At 36.1% G+C, this 18,407-nt stretch carries 18 protein-coding genes; 17 read left to right on the top strand and 1 reads right to left on the bottom strand.

What is annotated here, in order from left to right; translation table 11 throughout:
- The first annotated feature begins 18 nt into the window (after positions 1-18).
- From LT143_RS14095 to LT143_RS14025, 15 genes are all read left to right on the top strand, one after another.
- Positions 19-1,131, top strand: a complete 1,113-nt coding sequence (locus LT143_RS14095) for a glycosyltransferase family 1 protein (protein ID WP_246943855.1) — start codon at positions 19-21, stop codon at positions 1,129-1,131.
- Positions 1,132-1,136: 5 nt separating this feature from the next.
- A complete protein-coding gene (locus tag LT143_RS14090; RefSeq protein ID WP_246943854.1) occupies positions 1,137-2,021 on the top strand; it encodes a glycosyltransferase family 2 protein in 885 nt (294 codons plus the stop codon).
- Positions 2,022-2,206: 185 nt separating this feature from the next.
- Positions 2,207-4,147, top strand: a complete 1,941-nt coding sequence (locus tag LT143_RS14085) for an asparagine synthase-related protein (RefSeq protein ID WP_246943853.1) — start codon at positions 2,207-2,209, stop codon at positions 4,145-4,147.
- Between the two features lie 5 nt (positions 4,148-4,152).
- Positions 4,153-4,311, top strand: coding sequence for a paeninodin family lasso peptide (locus LT143_RS14080; RefSeq protein ID WP_246943852.1), 159 nt, complete (start codon positions 4,153-4,155; stop codon positions 4,309-4,311).
- An 80-nt stretch (positions 4,312-4,391) separates the two neighbouring features.
- The gene (locus tag LT143_RS14075) at positions 4,392-5,360 is read left to right on the top strand and encodes an HPr kinase/phosphorylase (RefSeq protein WP_246943851.1); all 969 of its coding nucleotides are present in this window, start codon (positions 4,392-4,394) and stop codon (positions 5,358-5,360) included.
- 34 nt (positions 5,361-5,394) lie between these two features.
- Entirely contained in the window at positions 5,395-5,829 is a 435-nt protein-coding gene (locus LT143_RS14070) for a lasso peptide biosynthesis B2 protein (RefSeq protein ID WP_246943850.1), read from the top strand.
- Position 5,830: 1 nt separating this feature from the next.
- Positions 5,831-7,642, top strand: coding sequence for an ABC transporter ATP-binding protein (locus LT143_RS14065; RefSeq protein WP_246943849.1), 1,812 nt, complete (start codon positions 5,831-5,833; stop codon positions 7,640-7,642).
- Positions 7,643-7,767: 125 nt separating this feature from the next.
- Positions 7,768-8,916 carry a nucleotidyltransferase domain-containing protein gene (locus LT143_RS14060; RefSeq protein WP_418909838.1) on the top strand — a complete coding sequence of 383 codons (1,149 nt, stop codon included), beginning with the start codon at positions 7,768-7,770 and terminating at the stop codon, positions 8,914-8,916.
- Between the two features lie 291 nt (positions 8,917-9,207).
- On the top strand, positions 9,208-9,363 hold the full coding sequence (locus tag LT143_RS14055; protein ID WP_246943847.1) for a paeninodin family lasso peptide: 156 nt from the start codon (positions 9,208-9,210) through the stop codon (positions 9,361-9,363).
- 229 nt (positions 9,364-9,592) lie between these two features.
- Positions 9,593-10,558 (top strand): ATP-binding cassette domain-containing protein, encoded by a 966-nt coding sequence (locus tag LT143_RS14050; protein ID WP_246943846.1) that lies wholly within the window; start codon positions 9,593-9,595, stop codon positions 10,556-10,558.
- A complete protein-coding gene (locus tag LT143_RS14045) occupies positions 10,551-10,844 on the top strand; it encodes a lasso peptide biosynthesis PqqD family chaperone (protein WP_246943845.1) in 294 nt (97 codons plus the stop codon). Before LT143_RS14050 ends, LT143_RS14045 begins: the two co-directional genes overlap by 8 nt.
- 219 nt (positions 10,845-11,063) lie before the next feature.
- Positions 11,064-12,875: an ABC transporter ATP-binding protein gene (locus LT143_RS14040; protein WP_246943919.1), complete on the top strand. Its 1,812-nt coding sequence runs from the start codon at positions 11,064-11,066 to the stop codon at positions 12,873-12,875.
- Between the two features lie 187 nt (positions 12,876-13,062).
- Positions 13,063-13,527 (top strand): VanZ family protein, encoded by a 465-nt coding sequence (locus LT143_RS14035; RefSeq protein ID WP_246943844.1) that lies wholly within the window; start codon positions 13,063-13,065, stop codon positions 13,525-13,527.
- Positions 13,528-13,619: 92 nt separating this feature from the next.
- Positions 13,620-13,919 carry a DUF5658 family protein gene (locus LT143_RS14030; RefSeq protein WP_246943843.1) on the top strand — a complete coding sequence of 100 codons (300 nt, stop codon included), beginning with the start codon at positions 13,620-13,622 and terminating at the stop codon, positions 13,917-13,919.
- 78 nt (positions 13,920-13,997) lie between these two features.
- Positions 13,998-15,257 carry an MFS transporter gene (locus LT143_RS14025; RefSeq protein ID WP_272495806.1) on the top strand — a complete coding sequence of 420 codons (1,260 nt, stop codon included), beginning with the start codon at positions 13,998-14,000 and terminating at the stop codon, positions 15,255-15,257.
- Positions 15,258-15,315: 58 nt separating this feature from the next.
- Here the strand turns inward: LT143_RS14025 and LT143_RS14020 are convergent, their stop codons facing one another.
- Positions 15,316-16,647 (bottom strand): hemolysin family protein, encoded by a 1,332-nt coding sequence (locus LT143_RS14020; RefSeq protein ID WP_246943842.1) that lies wholly within the window; start codon positions 16,645-16,647, stop codon positions 15,316-15,318.
- A gap of 151 nt (positions 16,648-16,798) precedes the next feature.
- Between LT143_RS14020 and LT143_RS14015 the strand changes: the two genes are divergently transcribed.
- Positions 16,799-17,263: an ABC transporter substrate-binding protein gene (locus tag LT143_RS14015; RefSeq protein ID WP_246943841.1), complete on the top strand. Its 465-nt coding sequence runs from the start codon at positions 16,799-16,801 to the stop codon at positions 17,261-17,263.
- The gene (locus LT143_RS14010) at positions 17,264-18,373 is read left to right on the top strand and encodes an ABC transporter substrate-binding protein (RefSeq protein ID WP_246943840.1); all 1,110 of its coding nucleotides are present in this window, start codon (positions 17,264-17,266) and stop codon (positions 18,371-18,373) included. It begins immediately after the preceding gene.
- Positions 18,374-18,407: the final 34 nt, after the last annotated feature.

Here is an 18,407-nt window from a genome sequence, read left to right as displayed (position 1 = left end):
GTGACCGGGAGGATTTGAATGAGTAAACCAGTTAGAATTCTACATGTAGTTGTCAATATGAACAGAGGTGGCGCGGAGACCCTAATCATGAATTTATATCGAAGCATAAACCGGTCTAAAGTTCAATTTGATTTTTTAACGTGTAAAGAGGGAGTTTTCGATCCTGAGATAAAAGAGCTTGGTGGAAGAGTTCATCGAATTCCATATGTTAGTGAAGTAGGTCATTTAGGATATATCAAGTCACTTGACGAATTCTTTTCAAGTCATAATAACTTTCAAATTGTACACACCCATCTAAATCAAATGAGTGGCTTAGTCGTTAGGGCAGCCAAGAAAAATGGGATAAAATATTGCATCACTCATAGCCATAACACAGGTGGAGAAGGTAGTTTCTTAGCGAAAGGGTATAAGTGGTATTCAAGCTTGTACATTCCGGGTAACTCTGATTTCACTTTTGCTTGTTCCGATAAGGCGGCTAAATGGTTATTTGGGAGCAAGGCAAAAGATGCGAAACTTCTTAACAATGGAATAGAACCAGAAACCTTCAGTTATTCTCCAGAAGTAAGAAGAGAGAAAAGAAAAGAGCTAGGGTTTAAAGATCATCAGTTAGTCATCGGTCATATAGGTAGATTTACTAAACAAAAAAATCATATGTTTTTAGTAGAGGTCTTTGCTGAATTTTTAAAGAGAAAACCTGACTCGATCCTATTATTATGTGGCGATGGTGTATTAAGGAAAAGTTTAGAAGCTAGAGTAGAAGAATTAAAGATTCAGGAAAATGTTCAATTCTTAGGTGTTAGAAGTGATGTTAATCAATTACTTCAAGCGTTTGATTTATTCGCGTTTCCTTCCTTGCATGAAGGATTGCCGGTCACACTTGTTGAGGCACAGGCAGCAGGAGTACCTTGCTTAATTTCAAGTGAGATTACAAAAGAAGTAGATTTGGGATTAGGCTTAATAAAGCATATAAACATAACTAATATTGATGCTTGGGTTAATGAGTTTGAAAAATTTAAGATGGAACAAAGAGATATGGATACTAAAAAAATAAACCAGATCAGAGAACGTGGCTATGATATAAAGAGTACTTCTCTTTGGTTGCAAGACTTCTATCTATCAAAAGCGAGGTGACCTTCATGCCAATCCTTACTGTTTTTACCCCGACATATAACCGAGCTTATATCCTTCATCAGTGTTATGAGAGCCTTAAAAGACAAACCAATAAAGAGTTTATTTGGTTAATTATTGATGATGGATCAACAGATCACACGGAAGAACTTGTGAACAATTGGATTGAGGAGAATATAATTTCAATTCGATACTATAAACAAGAAAACCAAGGAATGCATGGTGCACATAATACCGCCTATAGTTTAATAGATACTGAATTAAATGTATGTATTGATAGTGATGATTATATGCCGGATTTTGCGGTTGAGAAGATTGTTTCTTATTGGAAGGAACATGGTAGTAGAGATGTTGGTGGGATTATTGGGCTAGATTGTAATAGTAGCGGAAATGTAATAGGTACTAAACTACCAAATGAGTTTAAAAGCTCAACATTATTTAACTTATACCATAAACATGGAGTTAAGGGTGATAAAAAGCTTGTCTATCGAACTGAGTTGACAAAGAAGTTCCCATACCCATTGTTTCCAAATGAGAAACTAGTGCCTCTATCTTATAAATATTTTATGCTGGATCTAGAGTGTGAAATGCTTCTTCTCAATGAACCATTATGTATTGTCGAGTACCTACCAGATGGATCATCTATGAACATTCTAAAGCAATATAAGCAAAACCCTAATAGCTTCGGATTTTATCGTTTGGAGATGATGAAACTACCTAATACAAGTCTATTTTTTAAGTTCAAGCAGGCAATCCATTATGTATCGTGTAGTCTTTTTGTAAAAAACGACAGTATGATAAAGCAGTCTCCTACAAAGCTTCTGACTATTTTTGCACTGCCATTAGGCATAGTGTTAAACAAATACATTCACTTTAAAGTACAAAACAAATAATAGTTACTATTCTATTAAATAAATAAGGAACGTATTTATTAAAATTTTTGATGTTGACACTTTTGGAAAAAGGTGTTAATTTATATCTTATATTGTTCTTTTTAAAGAACAATATAAAGAACGTAGGTTACTTGGTTTTTTTTTTTTTACACAAGTTCTTAAATAAGAACGGACTGGAGGATGTAATGAGTGCTATAGCTGGTATCTATCAAATGAATAAAGAGACTGTTAATCCAGATTACTACAAGAGAATAATGGATGCGATCATACACTTTCCAGCTGATGACACAAAAGTATGGCTAAAAGATGAAGTATTTCTAGCCTGCCATGCACAGTGGATCACTCCAGAGTCAATAAATGAAACTCTACCATTCTATGATGCTGAACAGCAAATGACGATTACTTCAGATGCAATCATTGATAATAGGGAAGAACTTTTTGAGAGACTTCAAATAGATGTAGATATAAGAAACTGGATCCCTGATAGTTTATTAATTCTACGTGCCTATCAAAAATGGGGAGAAGAATGCCCGGGATATTTAGTCGGGGATTTTGCTTTTATGATCTGGGATGAGAAGAGACAGAAACTATTTGGTGCAAGGGATTTTTCAGGAGGAAGAACCCTTTATTACTATAGTAATCTCACTCAATTTATTTTCTGTACAACGATAAAACCTTTACTAAACTTACCAATTGTAAGTAAAGCGTTAAATCAGGAATGGGTAGCAGAATTTTTAGTAATTGCAGGGATGGTAGATGTTGCTGATACCTCTATCACTCCTTATAAAGAAATCAAACAGTTACCACCTGCACATAGCATAACCATAAAAAACGGGAAAGTATCATTAAGGCAGTATAACTATTTAGAAGGGGAGAGAGTTCCTCAAAATCTAACGAATGATGAGTATGTTGAAGCCTTTCGAGATGTGTTCCAACAAGCCGTGTCTTCACGAATTCGAACATGTAAGACAGTCGGTGCCCAATTAAGTGGCGGATTGGATTCTGGATCCATAGTTAGCTTTGCTGCACGAGAGCTGAAGAAACAAAATAAACCATTACATACATTTAGTTACATACCACCTAGTGATTTCAAAGATTATACGGCTAGTCACATAATAGCAAATGAAACGCCGTATATAAAATCGACTGTAGATTATATAGGGGGATTAAAGGATCATTACTTTGACTTTGAAGGAAGAGATTCCTATTCAGAGATTGATAGCATTATGAGTCATTTGGAAACTCCCTATAAATTCTATGTTAATTCTTTTTGGTTAAAGGGGATGTTCGAAGAAGCAAATAAAATGGATGTTGGTGTGCTACTTAATGGAGGTCGAGGGAATCTTTCCATCTCATGGGGAGATGCCTTTCCATACTATGCTCAGCTTTTAAAACAACTAAAGTGGATTCGTCTTTTAGAAGAGGTAAAGTCATTTAGTTTTAATGTAGGCTCTGGAAGAAAGACAGTATTATCTTCAGTTTTTACACAAGCTTTTCCTTTCTTACAAAGAAATGTAACTCATTCAACGAGTCATTCTTCACTAATTAATCCGGAATTTGCTAATCGGACATATATCTACGATAAACTGAGGAATTTATATGAGATTGACGAAACAGGAAGGTCTTTTTTAAAAGATCCTTTTGCTATTCGTAAGCAACATTTTGAGCAATTATTTCAGTGGAATGCAAGTAACTCTCTTGCAGCCAAACTCTCTTTACAGTATTCGCTTTGGAAGCGGGATCCAACAAATGATATTAGAGTCATTAGATTTTGTATGTCGGTTCCTCAGGAACAATACGTACAAAACGGGTTAAACCGGGCTCTAATTAGAAGAGCAACCAAAGACTATCTACCTGATAATGTGCGATTAAACATGAAGGTTAGAGGGGTTCAAGGTGCAGACTGGATCCACCGTATGATTCCACGGTGGAGAGAGTTTACTACTGAAGTTGAAGCAATGTGCAATGACAAGGGTTTTATGGAGATTGTAAATAAAGAAAATCTTATAAGCTCTAGAGATTGTTTAAAGGAGGCTGTAAAACCAGAACTTGCCTACTCAAGGAACATAAAAATACTAATGGATAGCCTTGTTCTTTACCGTTTCATTAAAAATGAGAGGAGGTGAATTAGATGACAAAAAAAGTTTGGACAAAGCCTGAATTAGAGTATCTTGACATTAATAGAACAGAAGCTGCTAGTTTGGATCATCCTGACCATGATGAAGCTTATAATGGTGATAATACTAGAAGGAAACCAAATGGTAGATTAGTACTTCATCATGAAAGCTAAGGTTTAAATAGCTTGTTTAAGAGCTCTTATACCCCTGTGTAAGAGCTTCTAACTTATTTAATTTATTTGGAGTGAGGAAATTGCTTAGAACAACAAGTTTAAAGGTGTACGAAGCATTCGGTTTAACCATATATAGCGATATACTATTATCCGCACTTATAGAAAAAATGATTTTTCAGGCAAGTCCCGATATTCGTATTCTAGTAAATGATGATCTCAGGTGCTGTTGTAATGGAAACCCATTTGAGTTTGTGGTAACCGATCAAACGGTTACATTTTTAGTTCCTGACATTGCTATTTTCCAGATTAACGACGGTAAGGAGATCACCGTTTCACCGTTTGAAGGTGCTAATGAAGATATTATTCAATTGTACACATTAGGCTCTTGCTTCGGTGCTTTGCTGCTTCAAAGAGGTATTTATCCTTTACATGGTAGTGCGATTGCAATAGATGGAAAAGCGTATGCCATTGTAGGTGAATCAGGAGCGGGAAAATCTACACTTGCCTCAGCTTTTATGGAGAAGGGATACTCATTACTAAGTGATGATGTGATAGCCGTCACTTTTGATAAGGAAAACCAACCTATTGTCATCCCTTCTTATCCACAACAAAAGCTTTGGCAGCAAAGCCTCGACGCTTTAGGATTTAGCAACGATCAGCTAAAACCGATTTATGGAAGGGAGAATAAATTTTGTAAGCCTATAAATGAAGGTTTTTATGATTCACCACTTCCATTAGGAGGGATCTTTGAACTTATCAAATCAGATAAATTATCATCTAAGATGATTCAAATACAACCAATTATCGGACTTATGCAATTACAGAAGCTCTATACTCACACATACCGACAGATTCTCATACCTAAAATGGAGCTAACTGAATGGCATTTCCGTCAATCCACACTGCTATCTAACACTCTCCCGTTTCATCAAATAATAAGACCAGAAATAGGGTTCTCTGCTTTCCAAATTGTAGACCAGGTTCTGACAACAATTCATAGTACAGAGATACCTTTAGCCAATACAAATGATGTTTTAGTCAATAGGTGATGGAATGATAAGAAAACTAAAGACTCTACTAAATATGGAAAAACAGAATCTCTATCTATTGATAGAAGCGTATTTTTATTTAGGCTGGGCTCGTTGCCAATTATTGTATCGTCCATTCTCAAAGGTAGCTCCTTCACTCGGGAGCTACATGAAGGAAACAGACGAGATAACATCAGAGTTTGAAATGAAGGATTTAAAATACATTAGGCATGCTATCCATATTATGAGTAAGTATACTTTTTGGGAAAGTAAATGTTTTGTGAGAGCGATTGCCGCACTAAAAATGCTAGAGAGGCGTAATATTAATAGCACCCTCTATTTAGGGACAAGTAAGGATGAAAATGGAAAGATGATTGCTCATGCATGGTTGAGAAGTGGTTCTCTATATATTACTGGTTATGAAGAGATGCATAGATTTACGGTAACAGGTAAGTTCGCCAAAATAACGAATCTTGTAGGTGAAAAATAAGATGAAACTACCTCCATTATTTTATTTCTTAAAAAGACTTCATCACTATTCAGGGAAAATACTATATATTAATCTATTTGGAAGCATGTTAATGGGTCTATTAGATAGTGTAGGTATTATTTTGCTTATTCCACTATTAAGTGTAATTGGTATCGTTGATATAAGTATCACTGATATCCCTGGAATTCACTTACTTGGTTTTTTACAGGAAATACCGAAAGAACAAGCGCTATTAATAATCCTCTTAGCTTATGTAACATTAGTAAGTAGCCAGAGCTTATTATCAAGAAATATAGGTTTAAGAGATATAAGAATCCATACTGGTTTCATCAATCATATCCGATTAGATTTATACCGTTCATTATTGAAAGCTGATTGGGAATTTTATATTAAGCGAAGAAAGTCTGATTTAGTTAATTCTCTTACATCAGAACTTGGAAGAGTGACGAACAGCACATTTTTATTACTACAATTTTTGGCCTCGCTTGTATTTACAGCCATTCAACTTATCATCGCAATGTTCATATCTGTTAAAATGACCCTTTTTGTATTAATGTGTGGAGTTTTTATCACGTTGATATCCAAAAGATATCGTAGACGATCTAGAGAATTAGGGAAAGTCATGAACGAATTATCTCAAGAATATCTAGCAGGCATCTCCGATCATTTCAATGGAGTGAAAGACATAAAGAGTAATATATTAGAAGCTTCGCAGTATAAATGGTTATCTGAATGGTCAGATAAGGTTGCACACGAAAGATATGAGAGTGCTAAAGTTAGGAGTAATTCCCAGCTAATCTACAAACTGTTTTCATCATTAATTATTGCTTTCTTTATTTATATTTCCTTTAAGCTTTTTCAGAGTAGTGGTGCATCAATGTTACTAATTATTTTGATATTTTCTCGTTTATGGCCACGTTTTACTGGTATACAATCAAGTTTAGAAAATATCTCATCTGCTATGCCTGCGGTAGAAAAAATTATGGAACTCCAAGAATCTAGTCAAGGTTCTCAGGACCTTGGTGGATTACTTAATGTTAAGGAGAAACGAGTAGAACAGATAGTGTTAAATGAAAATTTAAAGTGTTCAAATGTTAATTTTCGATATGACAAAGAGTCAACAAATTTTACTCTAGAAGATATTAATCTAAAAATTAATGTAAACAAGATGACGGCTATTGTTGGTAAATCGGGTGCAGGGAAAAGTACACTTATTGATTTACTAATGGGGCTACTTAAGCCTGAGTCAGGAATGGTTTCCATTGATGGACGGGATCTTTCTGACAGGGAGCTTTTAGCGCTTAGAAATTCAATAAGTTATGTACCTCAAGATCCGTTTCTTTTCCACGGAACAATACGTGATAATTTATTAATGGTAAAGCCGGATGCTTGTGAAGAAGAATTATGGAAGTCCTTGGAATTCTCTTCAGCAGCTGAATTTGTAAACAATCTACCAAACGGTCTTGATACAGTCATTGGGGATCGTGGAATCAAATTATCTGGTGGAGAACGCCAAAGGCTAGTATTAGCAAGAGCAATTCTAAAGCAGCCTTCTATTCTAATATTAGACGAGGCGACTAGTGCTCTAGATTCTGTCAATGAAATGAAAATCCAACATGCGATCGAACAGTTAAAGGGGAGTATTACAGTAATTGTTATTGCTCATAGACTTTCTACGATAAAAAATGCAGACCAAGTCATAGTAATAGAAGAAGGTAGAATTGTACAATTTGGAGAATACGATGTTCTTTCAAACGATAGAAATGGGTTGTTTAGTCAGTTGTTAGGAAATCAATTTAAAGTAGCTAACTAACTCAGAAACGTTCTCAATATGAGACTTTCTGTTGACATAATATTTTATAAATGATAAATTTTAAAGAAATAAATGTTCAATATAAAGAACGATAGTTAAGAACCACTAATTAAAAAATACAGGTGATAACAATGAGCATCCGATTATCTTTAAATCATGTTTCAAAAGAGTTTCAGTTAGTACTTGATATTATTAATGATCAAATTATACCAAATAAATTTGCAAATATAGATTGGATGCTATTTACTGATTTAATTGAACACCATCGTCTTTTTTCATTTATATATCCTAAATTAAGAGAGAAAGAAGAGCTTGTACCAGAAAATATTTTGAGATCATTAGAATCAATGTACCAACAAAATACCATCAGAATGCTTCACCTATCTGGTGAAATGTCTATTATAAGTTCATTATTTACAAAAAAAAATATCCCCTTAATAGTATTAAAGGGACCTGTTCTTGCCCAGGACCTATATGGTGATATTTCGTTGCGGACTTCCTCAGATTTAGATGTGCTAGTACCAATTAAACAATTAGAATGTGCAGAAGAGATTCTAAGTAAGCGGGGATATATAAAAAATGATTATATAAAAACTGTTCTAAATGATTGGAGGTGGCGTCATCACCATGTTACTTATGTACACCCTCAAAAAAAGGTAAAGGTTGAATTGCATTGGAGATTGAATCCAGGACCAGCAAAAGAGCCTTCTTTTTCAGAGTTATGGAATAGAAAAAGAGTGAGTACGATAACAAAAGAACCTATTTACATCTTAGGAAAAGAAGATTTATTCTTTTTTCTTTCAACCCATGGAGCAAGACATGCATGGTCACGGTTACGTTGGTTACTAGATATACGTCAACTTTTAGAGCGGGATTTAGACTGGAATTTTATTTATACATTATTTATGAAAAATCATTACATTCCTGTTGGTTCACAGGCAATAATTTTATCATCGAGTATATTTGATACACCACTACCAAATATAGATAAACTTCTATTAAATAAACAAGGTGAAAAATTAGCGCAATTAGTAGTTTTTTATTTTGAAAGAATGGTAAATCTTCATACTGTACCGGTTCCAGATGAGGTATCAAGCTATCACAGTAAATATCTATTTTCATCATTTTCCTGGCAACAAAAATGTCTCTATTTGTTAAGTCTCTTATATCCTTTTCCGGAGGATGCCGAAACATTACCCTTACCGCAGAAATATCACTTTTTATACTTCCTTCTCAGACCATATCTTTGGGCGAGAAGAAGGATGTTTACTTAAATGGTGGATCTAGGTATCTAGCTTATTTAAGTACTATATAGTAGAGCTAGGTTAATACACATTATTATTAGGGTATATAGAAACCTAAAAGGTATACCAGTGAGTGATATCATATTATTTAATAGATACATATTAAAAGTTAAATGGACTAAAATATTTGTAGAAAATAAAGAATTGACACTGGTAATATATGGTGATATTTTCGTATTAAGTTAATGTTCTTTATTAGGAACATATAACTTGGTCAAATTTCTAATAATACAATTCTATTATAGAAAGGGGGAGGCAGGGATGAAGAAAAAATGGAAACCACCATACTTGGAAGAACTTGATGTAAAATTAACTATGAATAATGGTCGGGGCAAAGGTGCTGGGGGCTCAGGCGATTCAGGTGATTCAGGTGATTCAAGCGATTCAAATGACTCAGGCGATTCATTTGGTAGTTAGCAATATAAGTTTTAGTTGGCCCGAATACAATTTTGTATAAGGGCTAAATTGTTATTGAAGATATATTTAATTTCTTCACATTAGCTATATGAATTTATTGACTGGAAAAAATGATGAATTAATATATTCATTATAATGAACAAGGTGAATTGTTAAACTTTTCTTATCCTACAGCGCCTTATTACCAGTACGTTTTTTATAAAAAAAAACTTATGTTGTTGGAGGAAATATGCTAACTACTACACAAAAACTTTATAAAGCTTATGGGATAATATTTAAAAGTGATCTCCCACTCCCCGAGTTGTTAGAGATTGATGCGGTTGAAAAAAGTATAGTTCCAGAAGTGATAGTTAAAGTTGAGGATCTAACGAAACAGTGGAAAGAGTGGTCATCTCCAACTGAAGAACCTGTTGTGGGTAAGAATTTTATTATGTTTAACAGGAGAAATATAGCTATATTTCTAATTCAAAACGGAACCCAAATTGCAATTTCTCCTTACCCAGGATCTGATCTTACAAAAATTAAGTTGTTCCTTCTTAGTACCTGTATGGCTGGGCTCCTATTACAGCGTAAGATATTGCCTTTACACGGAAGTGCGGTCGCAATTGAGGGAAAGGTGTATGCTATTGTAGGTAAGTCAGGTGCTGGGAAATCTACTCTCGCTAAGGCCTTTTCAGATATGGGTTATCCACTCCTTAGTGATGACATCATCGGTGTTACCTTAGATGAAGACAATACTCCAACTGTTTTACCTTCCTTTCCATTCCAACGTCTTTGGCAGGAAACATTAAATGAATTCGGATTAGAGACCGAGCCCTTTGAGCCTATTTACAATGGAAAGCTCATAAAGAATGACTCTGTAATTGAGAGAACAAAGTTTGGAATTCCTATTAATAATTATTTTAATAGCACTTTACCTTTAGGTGGAATCTTTGAGCTATCTAAATTTGATTCTGAGTCAATTGTAGAAGAACCGATTCATAATTTAAATAAAGTAAGAACACTATACTATCATACTTTTCGAAGGTCTTTCATACCTGACTCTGGACTAATGGATTGGCATTTCAGCACCACTACTAAAGTAGCTAATGAGGTTAATATGTTTCAGTTAAAGCGACCACAGAATGGCTTTACTGCTAATAAATTAGCTCAATTAATAATTAAAACTATTAAAAAGGAGAATCCACATGATTAAAAATGAGATCATTTCGCTAGAAACTATAGTATTGCAATCTGAAGGAAACATTGTAAGTGATATGGGTGGGGAAAAGGTCATGCTCAGTATTGAAAATGGAAAGTACTATAACCTTGGAGAAATTGGGGGGGCAATTTGGGATCTAATTAATACACCAAAATCCATTTCTGAACTAATTGATAAATTGGTAGGCCAATATGATGTTGAAGAGGAAGAGTGTAAGGAACAAATCCTACCATTCTTAGAACATTTAAAAACAGAAAATCTGATTAAAATAGTAGATTAATAATGAAGGCCTTATTAGGAGGTTAGATAATATGTTTCTTTCCTTAAATGCTATATGAAGCTGAAGCTGTTATTAATATGGCCCTTTATATAAATGGTATGGGCAAGTTTTTCATAATACTTAACAGGGGCTAAGGTTATGAATAAGTTTACAGTAGTAGGTAAGTTGTTTCAAAAGAATCTAATAGATTTAAACGGTCAGCTGCAAGGAGGGATAGAAATGAAGCACTTCATTTATTTTTCAAAAAAGCTATATTCCATCTCGGGAAATATTTTTTTCTATAACTTCATAGCAATGGTTGTGATTGGTTTATTAGAGTCTGTTGGAATTTTATTAATATTACCGTTACTTAATATTATTGGAATAATTGATGTTGGCTTTCAGGATATTCCATACTTTAGCTGGCTTTTCGGAATATTTGATGGGATACCAGAGCGAACAAGCTTAATTATCATTCTTTCTTTTTATGTTTTTATCGTAATAGGACAAAGCTTGTTTAATAGAAAGCAAGCGATTATTAATAAAAGAATTCAGCAAAAATTTGTACGACACCTACGTGAGGATACGTACAAAAGTTTATTACAGTCCAATTGGGCTTTTTTTCTTCTACATCGTAAGTCAGATCTGGTTAAAAGTCTTACTTCAGAAATTAAACAAGTCAAATCTGGGACTAACTTGTTTATCACATTTATTTCATCACTGATCTTTGCTTCTATTCAGATTGTGATTGCCTTTCTTTTATCACCTCTTATGACGGTTGTAGTCATGTTTTTTGGACTGATACTATTATTTCTTTCTCGTCATTTTGTAAAAAAATCAAAAGACTTTGGACAAGAGAACTATGATTTGTCTAAAGCCTATTCTGCGGGTATTACCGATCAACTTAATGGGATGAAGGAGATCAAAAGTAATACATTAGAGAAAAAGCATATAAGCTGGATGAGCTCTATTTTACAGAAGGCAGAGCACAATTCAATGCAGCTTTTAATCATGAAGCTAAACTCCCAAATTGTTTATAAAGCAACATCAGCGATTCTTATTGCAATCTTTGTTTTCGTTGCTATTGAGATGTTTAAATCCCAGCCAGCGCAGTTAATCTTGATCGTCGTCATTTTTTCTAGGCTTTGGCCCATTGTTTCCCGTATTCAATCAAAGCTAGAGAAGCTGGCCTCTAAGCTACCTTCCTTTGAAGCTTTAATGAAACTGCAGGAAGAGTGCCGGTCAGCACAAGAGATTAGTGAAGAGGAAATTAATAGAGCAGAAACTTTACGCATTACCGAGGGGATTCAATGCCAAAATGTTTATTTTAGATACCAAACCAATCAAGCTTCTTATGCTTTGGAAGATATAAATGTAGGGTTTAAAGCATATGAAATGACAGCGATTGTTGGACCATCTGGTGCGGGAAAAAGTACGCTAATTGATATTTTACTGGGGCTTAATGTTCCAATAAAAGGGACAGTTTTCATCGATGGTATAGCTCTTAAGAAGGAAAATGTGTTATCACTGAGAAATTCAGTTAGCTATGTTCCACAGGATCCCTTTTTATTTAGTGGTAGTATACGAGAGAATCTTCTACTTATAAATGAACAGGCAACAGAGACTGAAATATGGGAAGCTCTAGAAATGGCATCTGCTTCTGAGTTTGTAAAAAGGCTTGAAAATGGATTGGAAACTCTAATTGGAGACAGAGGGGTAAGGTTATCAGGTGGTGAACGTCAACGATTAGTGTTAGCTCGAGCGCTATTAAGAAAACCCTCCATTCTTATATTGGATGAAGCAACAAGTGCGCTAGACACACAAAATGAGGAACAAATTCAATATGCATTGGAAAGATTGAAAGGAAAAATGACCATTATTGTTATTGCCCATCGTCTCTCTTCTATACGTAATGCGGATAAAATCATAGTCCTTGAAAAAGGGAGTTTTGTAACAGAGGGGACTTATTCACAACTTGGTCTAGATCAGCAACATTCCTGGGATTCTATTTTGGGGTATGGAAAAGAAAAAACTGTAAGATCGGTTATTTAGTATAGAGTGTTTTTCATGTTTGATAATGGGGTTACCTATCTTCACAGCCTTATCTCGTTTAAGAGTGCATGTTTAAAAAAGAACATAGTCGTGAAGTCCTATTAGATTTATAAAAGTAAGTCTCAAGTATAGCAAATATACATTTTGTTAACACTTATTAAGGTATTCCCATGAAGGTAGGTACAATATGATTAAATTCATTACTAGGTTAATGCTAACTATACTTCCAATTCTTTATATAATCCTTATCTGGCATCAATCCGCCAACTTCAACCCAAGCCTCTACGAGCACTACTGGACCAACTCATACATATTTCTGATCTTTGGCGCTACCCTAGAACTAGCCCACCTAATAGAATTCGGAATCCTATACTTCCTGATCATTCTGGCTTTCCTATCCTTCGGCAAGCTCACAACAACAAAAGAGATCTTTGCATTAGTATTCTCTTTACTCTACGCAGCATCAGACGAAATTCACCAATACTTCGTCCCATATCGTTCCTTTTCCATAATCGATATGGTCAAAAACACGATAGGTATTTGGGTAGTCTGGTATTTAGTCAGAAGGAGATACTACAGTCAAAAGCCAACAAAATTCGGAAACTTCCTAAGAGGAATCACTACTTTTTCAAAGAAGAGTGTAAATTTATAAAGTCCTGAAAATAGGGCTTTATATTTTATAATTGCGTTCTTTAAAAAGAACAACCACAACCACTACCAAACTAAGAAAGGAGACCATCCAAAATGAAACTAACCTTCCATTACCTAGCCATCCTAAACCTACTAGACGGTCTCCTCTCTTTTTTAGGCCTTAATCTGTCATTAATGCAAGAAGCCAACCCAATCATGAACGAACTGTACACCATCCACCCATTCTTATTCTTAACAGTAAAAGCTACCTTTTCCATCGTCCTATATCTCTTCATCATCTATAATAAAATCCCAACTAAGCTCTGGTTCAAATCTCTAACCTACCTAGCTAGCACACTCTATACAGCAACTCTTTTCCTCCACGTAGCATGGATCTATCAAGCATTCAACTGAATATTCCTTTTACACTTAATTATCTTGACTTCCATATAACTTCCACCGATAATTCATCTAGGAAAGGTGGAGATCATGATGGAAATGGTCCAGAATCAAGGGGCTCCGATTATGCCGGGGAAGCCTGCAAGTATATTTGCGAATCGTATTGTGTTAGCCATTATGGCTTCAAATTTTTTACTTCAATTAGGAATTTGGGTAAGGAATTTTGCCATTCTTTTATATGTAACGGATATTACGAACAATAATCCGCTGTATGTTTCATTAATTTCGGTTGCTGAGTTTGCGCCGATTTTTCTCTTCTCTATTATAGGAGGGACGTTTGCAGACAGGTGGAAGCCAAAGTTAACGATGGTTTGGTGTGATTTTCTTTCTGCCGTTTCAATCTTTGTTGTGTTACTTACACTTATGTATGGCTCTTGGTATGCAATATTCTTTGCTACATTAGTGTCGGCGATTCTATCACAGTTTTCGATGCCGTCTGCGATGAGATTGTTTAAACAACATGTTCCAACTGAGCAACTTCAAGGTGTGATGGCCATGTTCCAGTCTCTAATGGCGATATTTATGGTGATTGGTCCTTTAATTGGTACATTTGTTTATCAGAAGTACGGTATTTTCACATCGATCGGTGTAATGGGTGCGATGTTCTTATTATCAGCAGCGGTGCTGTTATTTTTACCGAAGGATCTTGAAAAAGCAAAAAGCGATGAGCCGGATAATTTTAAGAAGGAATTAATCGATGGCTTTAAGTATGTGATGTCTAAACAGGTGTTAAAGGTAATGGGTGGATTATTTGCTGTTTGTGGTGTGGCTGTTGGATTAATTCAACCACTAATGATATTCGTAACGATTGAAAATCTGGGTATGACGAAGGATTTCTTACAATGGCTATTGATGGCAAATGGGATCGGAATGCTTGTTGGTGGTGGAATTGTAATGGCAGTCTCCAAAAAGGTGAGACCTCAGGTATTACTGACCATCGGTATCGTCGCAAGTATGATTAGTACGATCGGAATTGGTTGGTCTACATTGATACCGCTGACGATCCTGTTACAGGTGTTCAATGGACTATTCTTCCCTTGCATCCACATTGGGATTAACACGTTGATCCTGAGTAATACGGATGAAGCATTTGTGGGACGTGTGAACGGTGTGCTGAATCCTATGTTTATGGGGATGATGGTGGTTGGGATGTCGGCGTCGGGAGTATTGAAAGTACCATTTACTTTACCAGGTGTATACTTGCTGTCAGGAATTTTGTTTTTATTAGGCGCTCTGTTGATCATCCCACTTATCAAGATGAAGAACGAGGAGCCTGTAGGTTTAGAAGGGTAGACGTGGATTTCATCCTTTTATTTCTGAAAATAAAATGCATCAGAGCCTGAGACTAAGATCATTCTTCGTCTTCAGGCTCTTCTACCTTTTTCACACTAACCTCTACTTTTACAATCCGCTTATCATTAACCTCTATCACAGTAAACAAAAAGCCTTTATACTCAATTTCAGGCTGTTCATCATTAGCCGGGATATATCCGAGTTGACCTATTAGAAATCCACTTAAAATATCGTACTCTTCTGTTGGGAACTCCGTTTTTAGGAGGTCTTCTACGATATATAAATTCGTGGTCCCCGGAATGACATACGTTTCATTCTCCAATTGAACAATCTCTTCCTCATCAAACTCAGGTTCGTCGTACTCATCAAAGATATTACCAACAATTTCTTCTATAATATCTTCAATCGTAACAATTCCGTCGGTGCCGCCGTATTCATCGATCGCAATGGCCATGTGAACATTATGCAACTGTAGATCTTTAAAAAGAGTATCAATTCGTTTCGATTCAAGGACGAAAAACGGATCACGAATAAGATCTCTCATATTAAATTGAGCTTCCTCACAGTTTTCAACAAACTGAATGAGATCCTTACTGTGAAGGATACCGACGATACGATCGATGTTTTCCTCATAAACAGGGAAGCGGGTGTATTTTTCAATATTCACAAATCGAACGGTTTCAAGAAGTGTTGCATCAATCGGCAAAGCCACGATGTTCGTACGATGAGTCATAATATCAGAGACTGTTTTATTATCAAATTCAAAAATATTATTGATCATTACTTTCTCGGCTTCTTGAATCGTTCCGTTTTCTTTCCCGACATCAATCATCATTCTGATTTCTTCTTCGGTCACATTGTCTTCCTGTGCATTTGGATCGACACCGAATAGACGAACGATGGTATTGGTTGAAAAAGTAAGTAGCTTAACAAACGGTGAAGAAGCTTTTAGTAAAAATGTGAGCGGAGCTGCTGCAAACATGGAAATCGCTTCTGCTTTTTGTAAAGCTAGTCGTTTCGGTACAAGCTCCCCTAATACAAGTGTAAAGTACGATAAAACAAGAGTAATCACAATAACGGATATGGTACCAAGTAATCTAGGGCTTAGAGGTACACCTAATTCTAGGAGAAACTCTGTTAGTACTCCTGCGAAGCTTTCTGCTGCAAAGGCACTGGCTAGAAAGCCGGCTAGTGTTATTCCTATCTGAATCGTAGCTAAAAAACGGCTTGGTTCAGACAGGAGATTGACTAGCATCATCGCTTTTTTATCTCCGTTTTCAGCTTGCAGTTTTATTTTATTATCATTCAAAGAAATAAGCGCAATTTCAGATGCGGCGAAAAAGGCATTTACGAAAATTAATATAACGAGTATAAAAACCTCAAGTCCCACAAAATCACCTCCAGGTACAAACAAAAAAGAAGAGTTCTACGGTATTTTTCATTAACTTCTACGTTATTATACATCTGGTTTTACGAACCGATGTGGATATCATCGCCAGTTTAATCGTATATATAACTATTCCGGTAGATGGAGGTGTTAGATGAGCACGAGAAATGGCATGATTTATGTGGTCGATCCTTCGCCATTGAACTGGCTGTATGTGCTTTTCAATACGATGGAGGAGGCAGTGAGGGCAAATCGTGTCGGGAAAATTGTGCCTTCGTTAGCTTCCAGTTGGAAATGGATAGACGATAAAACGTTGGAGCTGGAGTTTAGAAAAGGGGTTATTTATCATAATGGGCAGTCTTTTACGATAAAGGATGTGCTGAGGAACTTTGAGCAGGTAGAACCGTGGATAGCACCGCATCCACCAGGGACATGGTTGAATCTGCCGAAAGGGCGAAAGCTGAAGGCAGTAGATGAAAAAACCATTAGGCTTCTGCTTCCAAAATCAGATGGATTAGCGTTAGGGAAGCTTCGTGCTTACCATCTTGCTAACAAGTTGTTTTGGCAAAAGCTTGGGTTTGGTTATAAAAAAATTGGAACAGCGGAAGGACATTGGTGAGTGCTTGATGCACCAGGCTCGTGGGGCACGGGTCCATTTATGTTAACAGACGGTTATTCTTCTATTTCTAATGTTCAGGCAGTCATCAATGAGGAACCCTTTTCCTCAACGTGGATTTCCACAAAGGAAGAGCGAACACCTTATGTTGTGTTAGATGCCAATCCGTATTATTGGGATAAAAAGCGTGGACCTAGACTAGACCGGGTTGTGTTTAGAAACGATGTATCACCTGAGGCTGCTTTACATTTGTGTATGACAACCGAGGGACAGGTGGACCTCGTGAATGTGGTTAAACCAAAGGATGCTTCTAAAGTGTTAGCGTCAAGGTTTGCCAAATTGGTTAATGTGAATGGAAATAAAGTAGTGGTGGGGCTGTTTAATCGGTTTAAGCATGATTATAAGGATCGGAGGTTACGGCTGGCGTTTAACTTAGCAGTAAATCGGGAGCGCTTTATTAAAGAGGGATTTTATGGCTATGCAGATGTAATTCCGGCTTTAACAACTCCTTGGGTATTTGATTTTCCGGAAGGGTTAGAACCTCGAGGATATGATCCAGTGGAGGCAAGACGTTTGTTACATGAAGCTGGCTGGCAAGAAGGAAGGGCTTTTGAAATAGCAACTTTTAAGGAGTTTGAGCACCCAGCATTTGTCCTAGCAGAACAACTAAGAGAGGCATTACGGATTAGTGTAAATGTAACCGTCATTTCAGTTTTAGATGAGGTTAAAACAAGGCGGATGATGGCAGAAAAGAAACTAGTGCCTAGTTGGGACTTATTTTTAGCAAGTGCTGCGGCTTTATTTTTGGAAGCCACACCGGCATTTTTCCACCGTGAATTTTTTGGGGCGGATGGAGCATTACGAATGGGGCCTGAGATTCCGGAGTTTGAGGCTTTATTCAAGAAGCTGTCTGCACATATTGATCGTGATGATTTGTTGGCCGTTTCTAAAGAAATTGATCGGTATGTGTACGAAGAAGCATTAGGGCTATTTTTGTGTAGTCCACAGGATTTGTATGCAGTGAATAAAGAAGTAAACTTTAGGCCTTATCGAACTTCTTTGGAGTTTGCTGAGACAGAGGTAAGTTTGAATCATTGGTCTAGGAGGTTTTAGTAGTGAGCAGCTGGGAGAGGCTGCTCTTTTTTTA

The sequence above is a fragment of the Bacillus pinisoli genome, assembly GCF_023036475.1.
GTDB lineage: Bacteria > Bacillota > Bacilli > Bacillales > SA4 > Bacillus_BS > Bacillus_BS pinisoli.
The sequence above is the reverse complement of the archived record's forward strand: the minus strand, read 5'-3'. Positions and strand labels throughout refer to the sequence as shown.

Bases quoted from the DNA above. Each gene is read 5' to 3' on its own strand.
- LT143_RS14065 (WP_246943849.1), top strand. From the start codon at position 5,831: ATGAAACTACCTCCATTATTTTATTTCTTAAAAAGACTTCATCACTAT.
- LT143_RS14030 (WP_246943843.1), top strand. From the start codon at position 13,620: ATGAAACTAACCTTCCATTACCTAGCCATCCTAAACCTACTAGACGGT.
- LT143_RS14025 (WP_272495806.1), top strand. From the start codon at position 13,998: ATGGAAATGGTCCAGAATCAAGGGGCTCCGATTATGCCGGGGAAGCCT.
- LT143_RS14045 (WP_246943845.1), top strand. From the start codon at position 10,551: ATGATTAAAAATGAGATCATTTCGCTAGAAACTATAGTATTGCAATCT.
- LT143_RS14080 (WP_246943852.1), top strand. From the start codon at position 4,153: ATGACAAAAAAAGTTTGGACAAAGCCTGAATTAGAGTATCTTGACATT.
- LT143_RS14055 (WP_246943847.1), top strand. From the start codon at position 9,208: ATGAAGAAAAAATGGAAACCACCATACTTGGAAGAACTTGATGTAAAA.
- LT143_RS14095 (WP_246943855.1), top strand. From the start codon at position 19: ATGAGTAAACCAGTTAGAATTCTACATGTAGTTGTCAATATGAACAGA.
- LT143_RS14015 (WP_246943841.1), top strand. From the start codon at position 16,799: ATGAGCACGAGAAATGGCATGATTTATGTGGTCGATCCTTCGCCATTG.
- LT143_RS14070 (WP_246943850.1), top strand. From the start codon at position 5,395: ATGGAAAAACAGAATCTCTATCTATTGATAGAAGCGTATTTTTATTTA.
- LT143_RS14050 (WP_246943846.1), top strand. From the start codon at position 9,593: ATGCTAACTACTACACAAAAACTTTATAAAGCTTATGGGATAATATTT.
- LT143_RS14090 (WP_246943854.1), top strand. From the start codon at position 1,137: ATGCCAATCCTTACTGTTTTTACCCCGACATATAACCGAGCTTATATC.
- LT143_RS14085 (WP_246943853.1), top strand. From the start codon at position 2,207: ATGAGTGCTATAGCTGGTATCTATCAAATGAATAAAGAGACTGTTAAT.
- LT143_RS14040 (WP_246943919.1), top strand. From the start codon at position 11,064: ATGAAGCACTTCATTTATTTTTCAAAAAAGCTATATTCCATCTCGGGA.
- LT143_RS14035 (WP_246943844.1), top strand. From the start codon at position 13,063: ATGATTAAATTCATTACTAGGTTAATGCTAACTATACTTCCAATTCTT.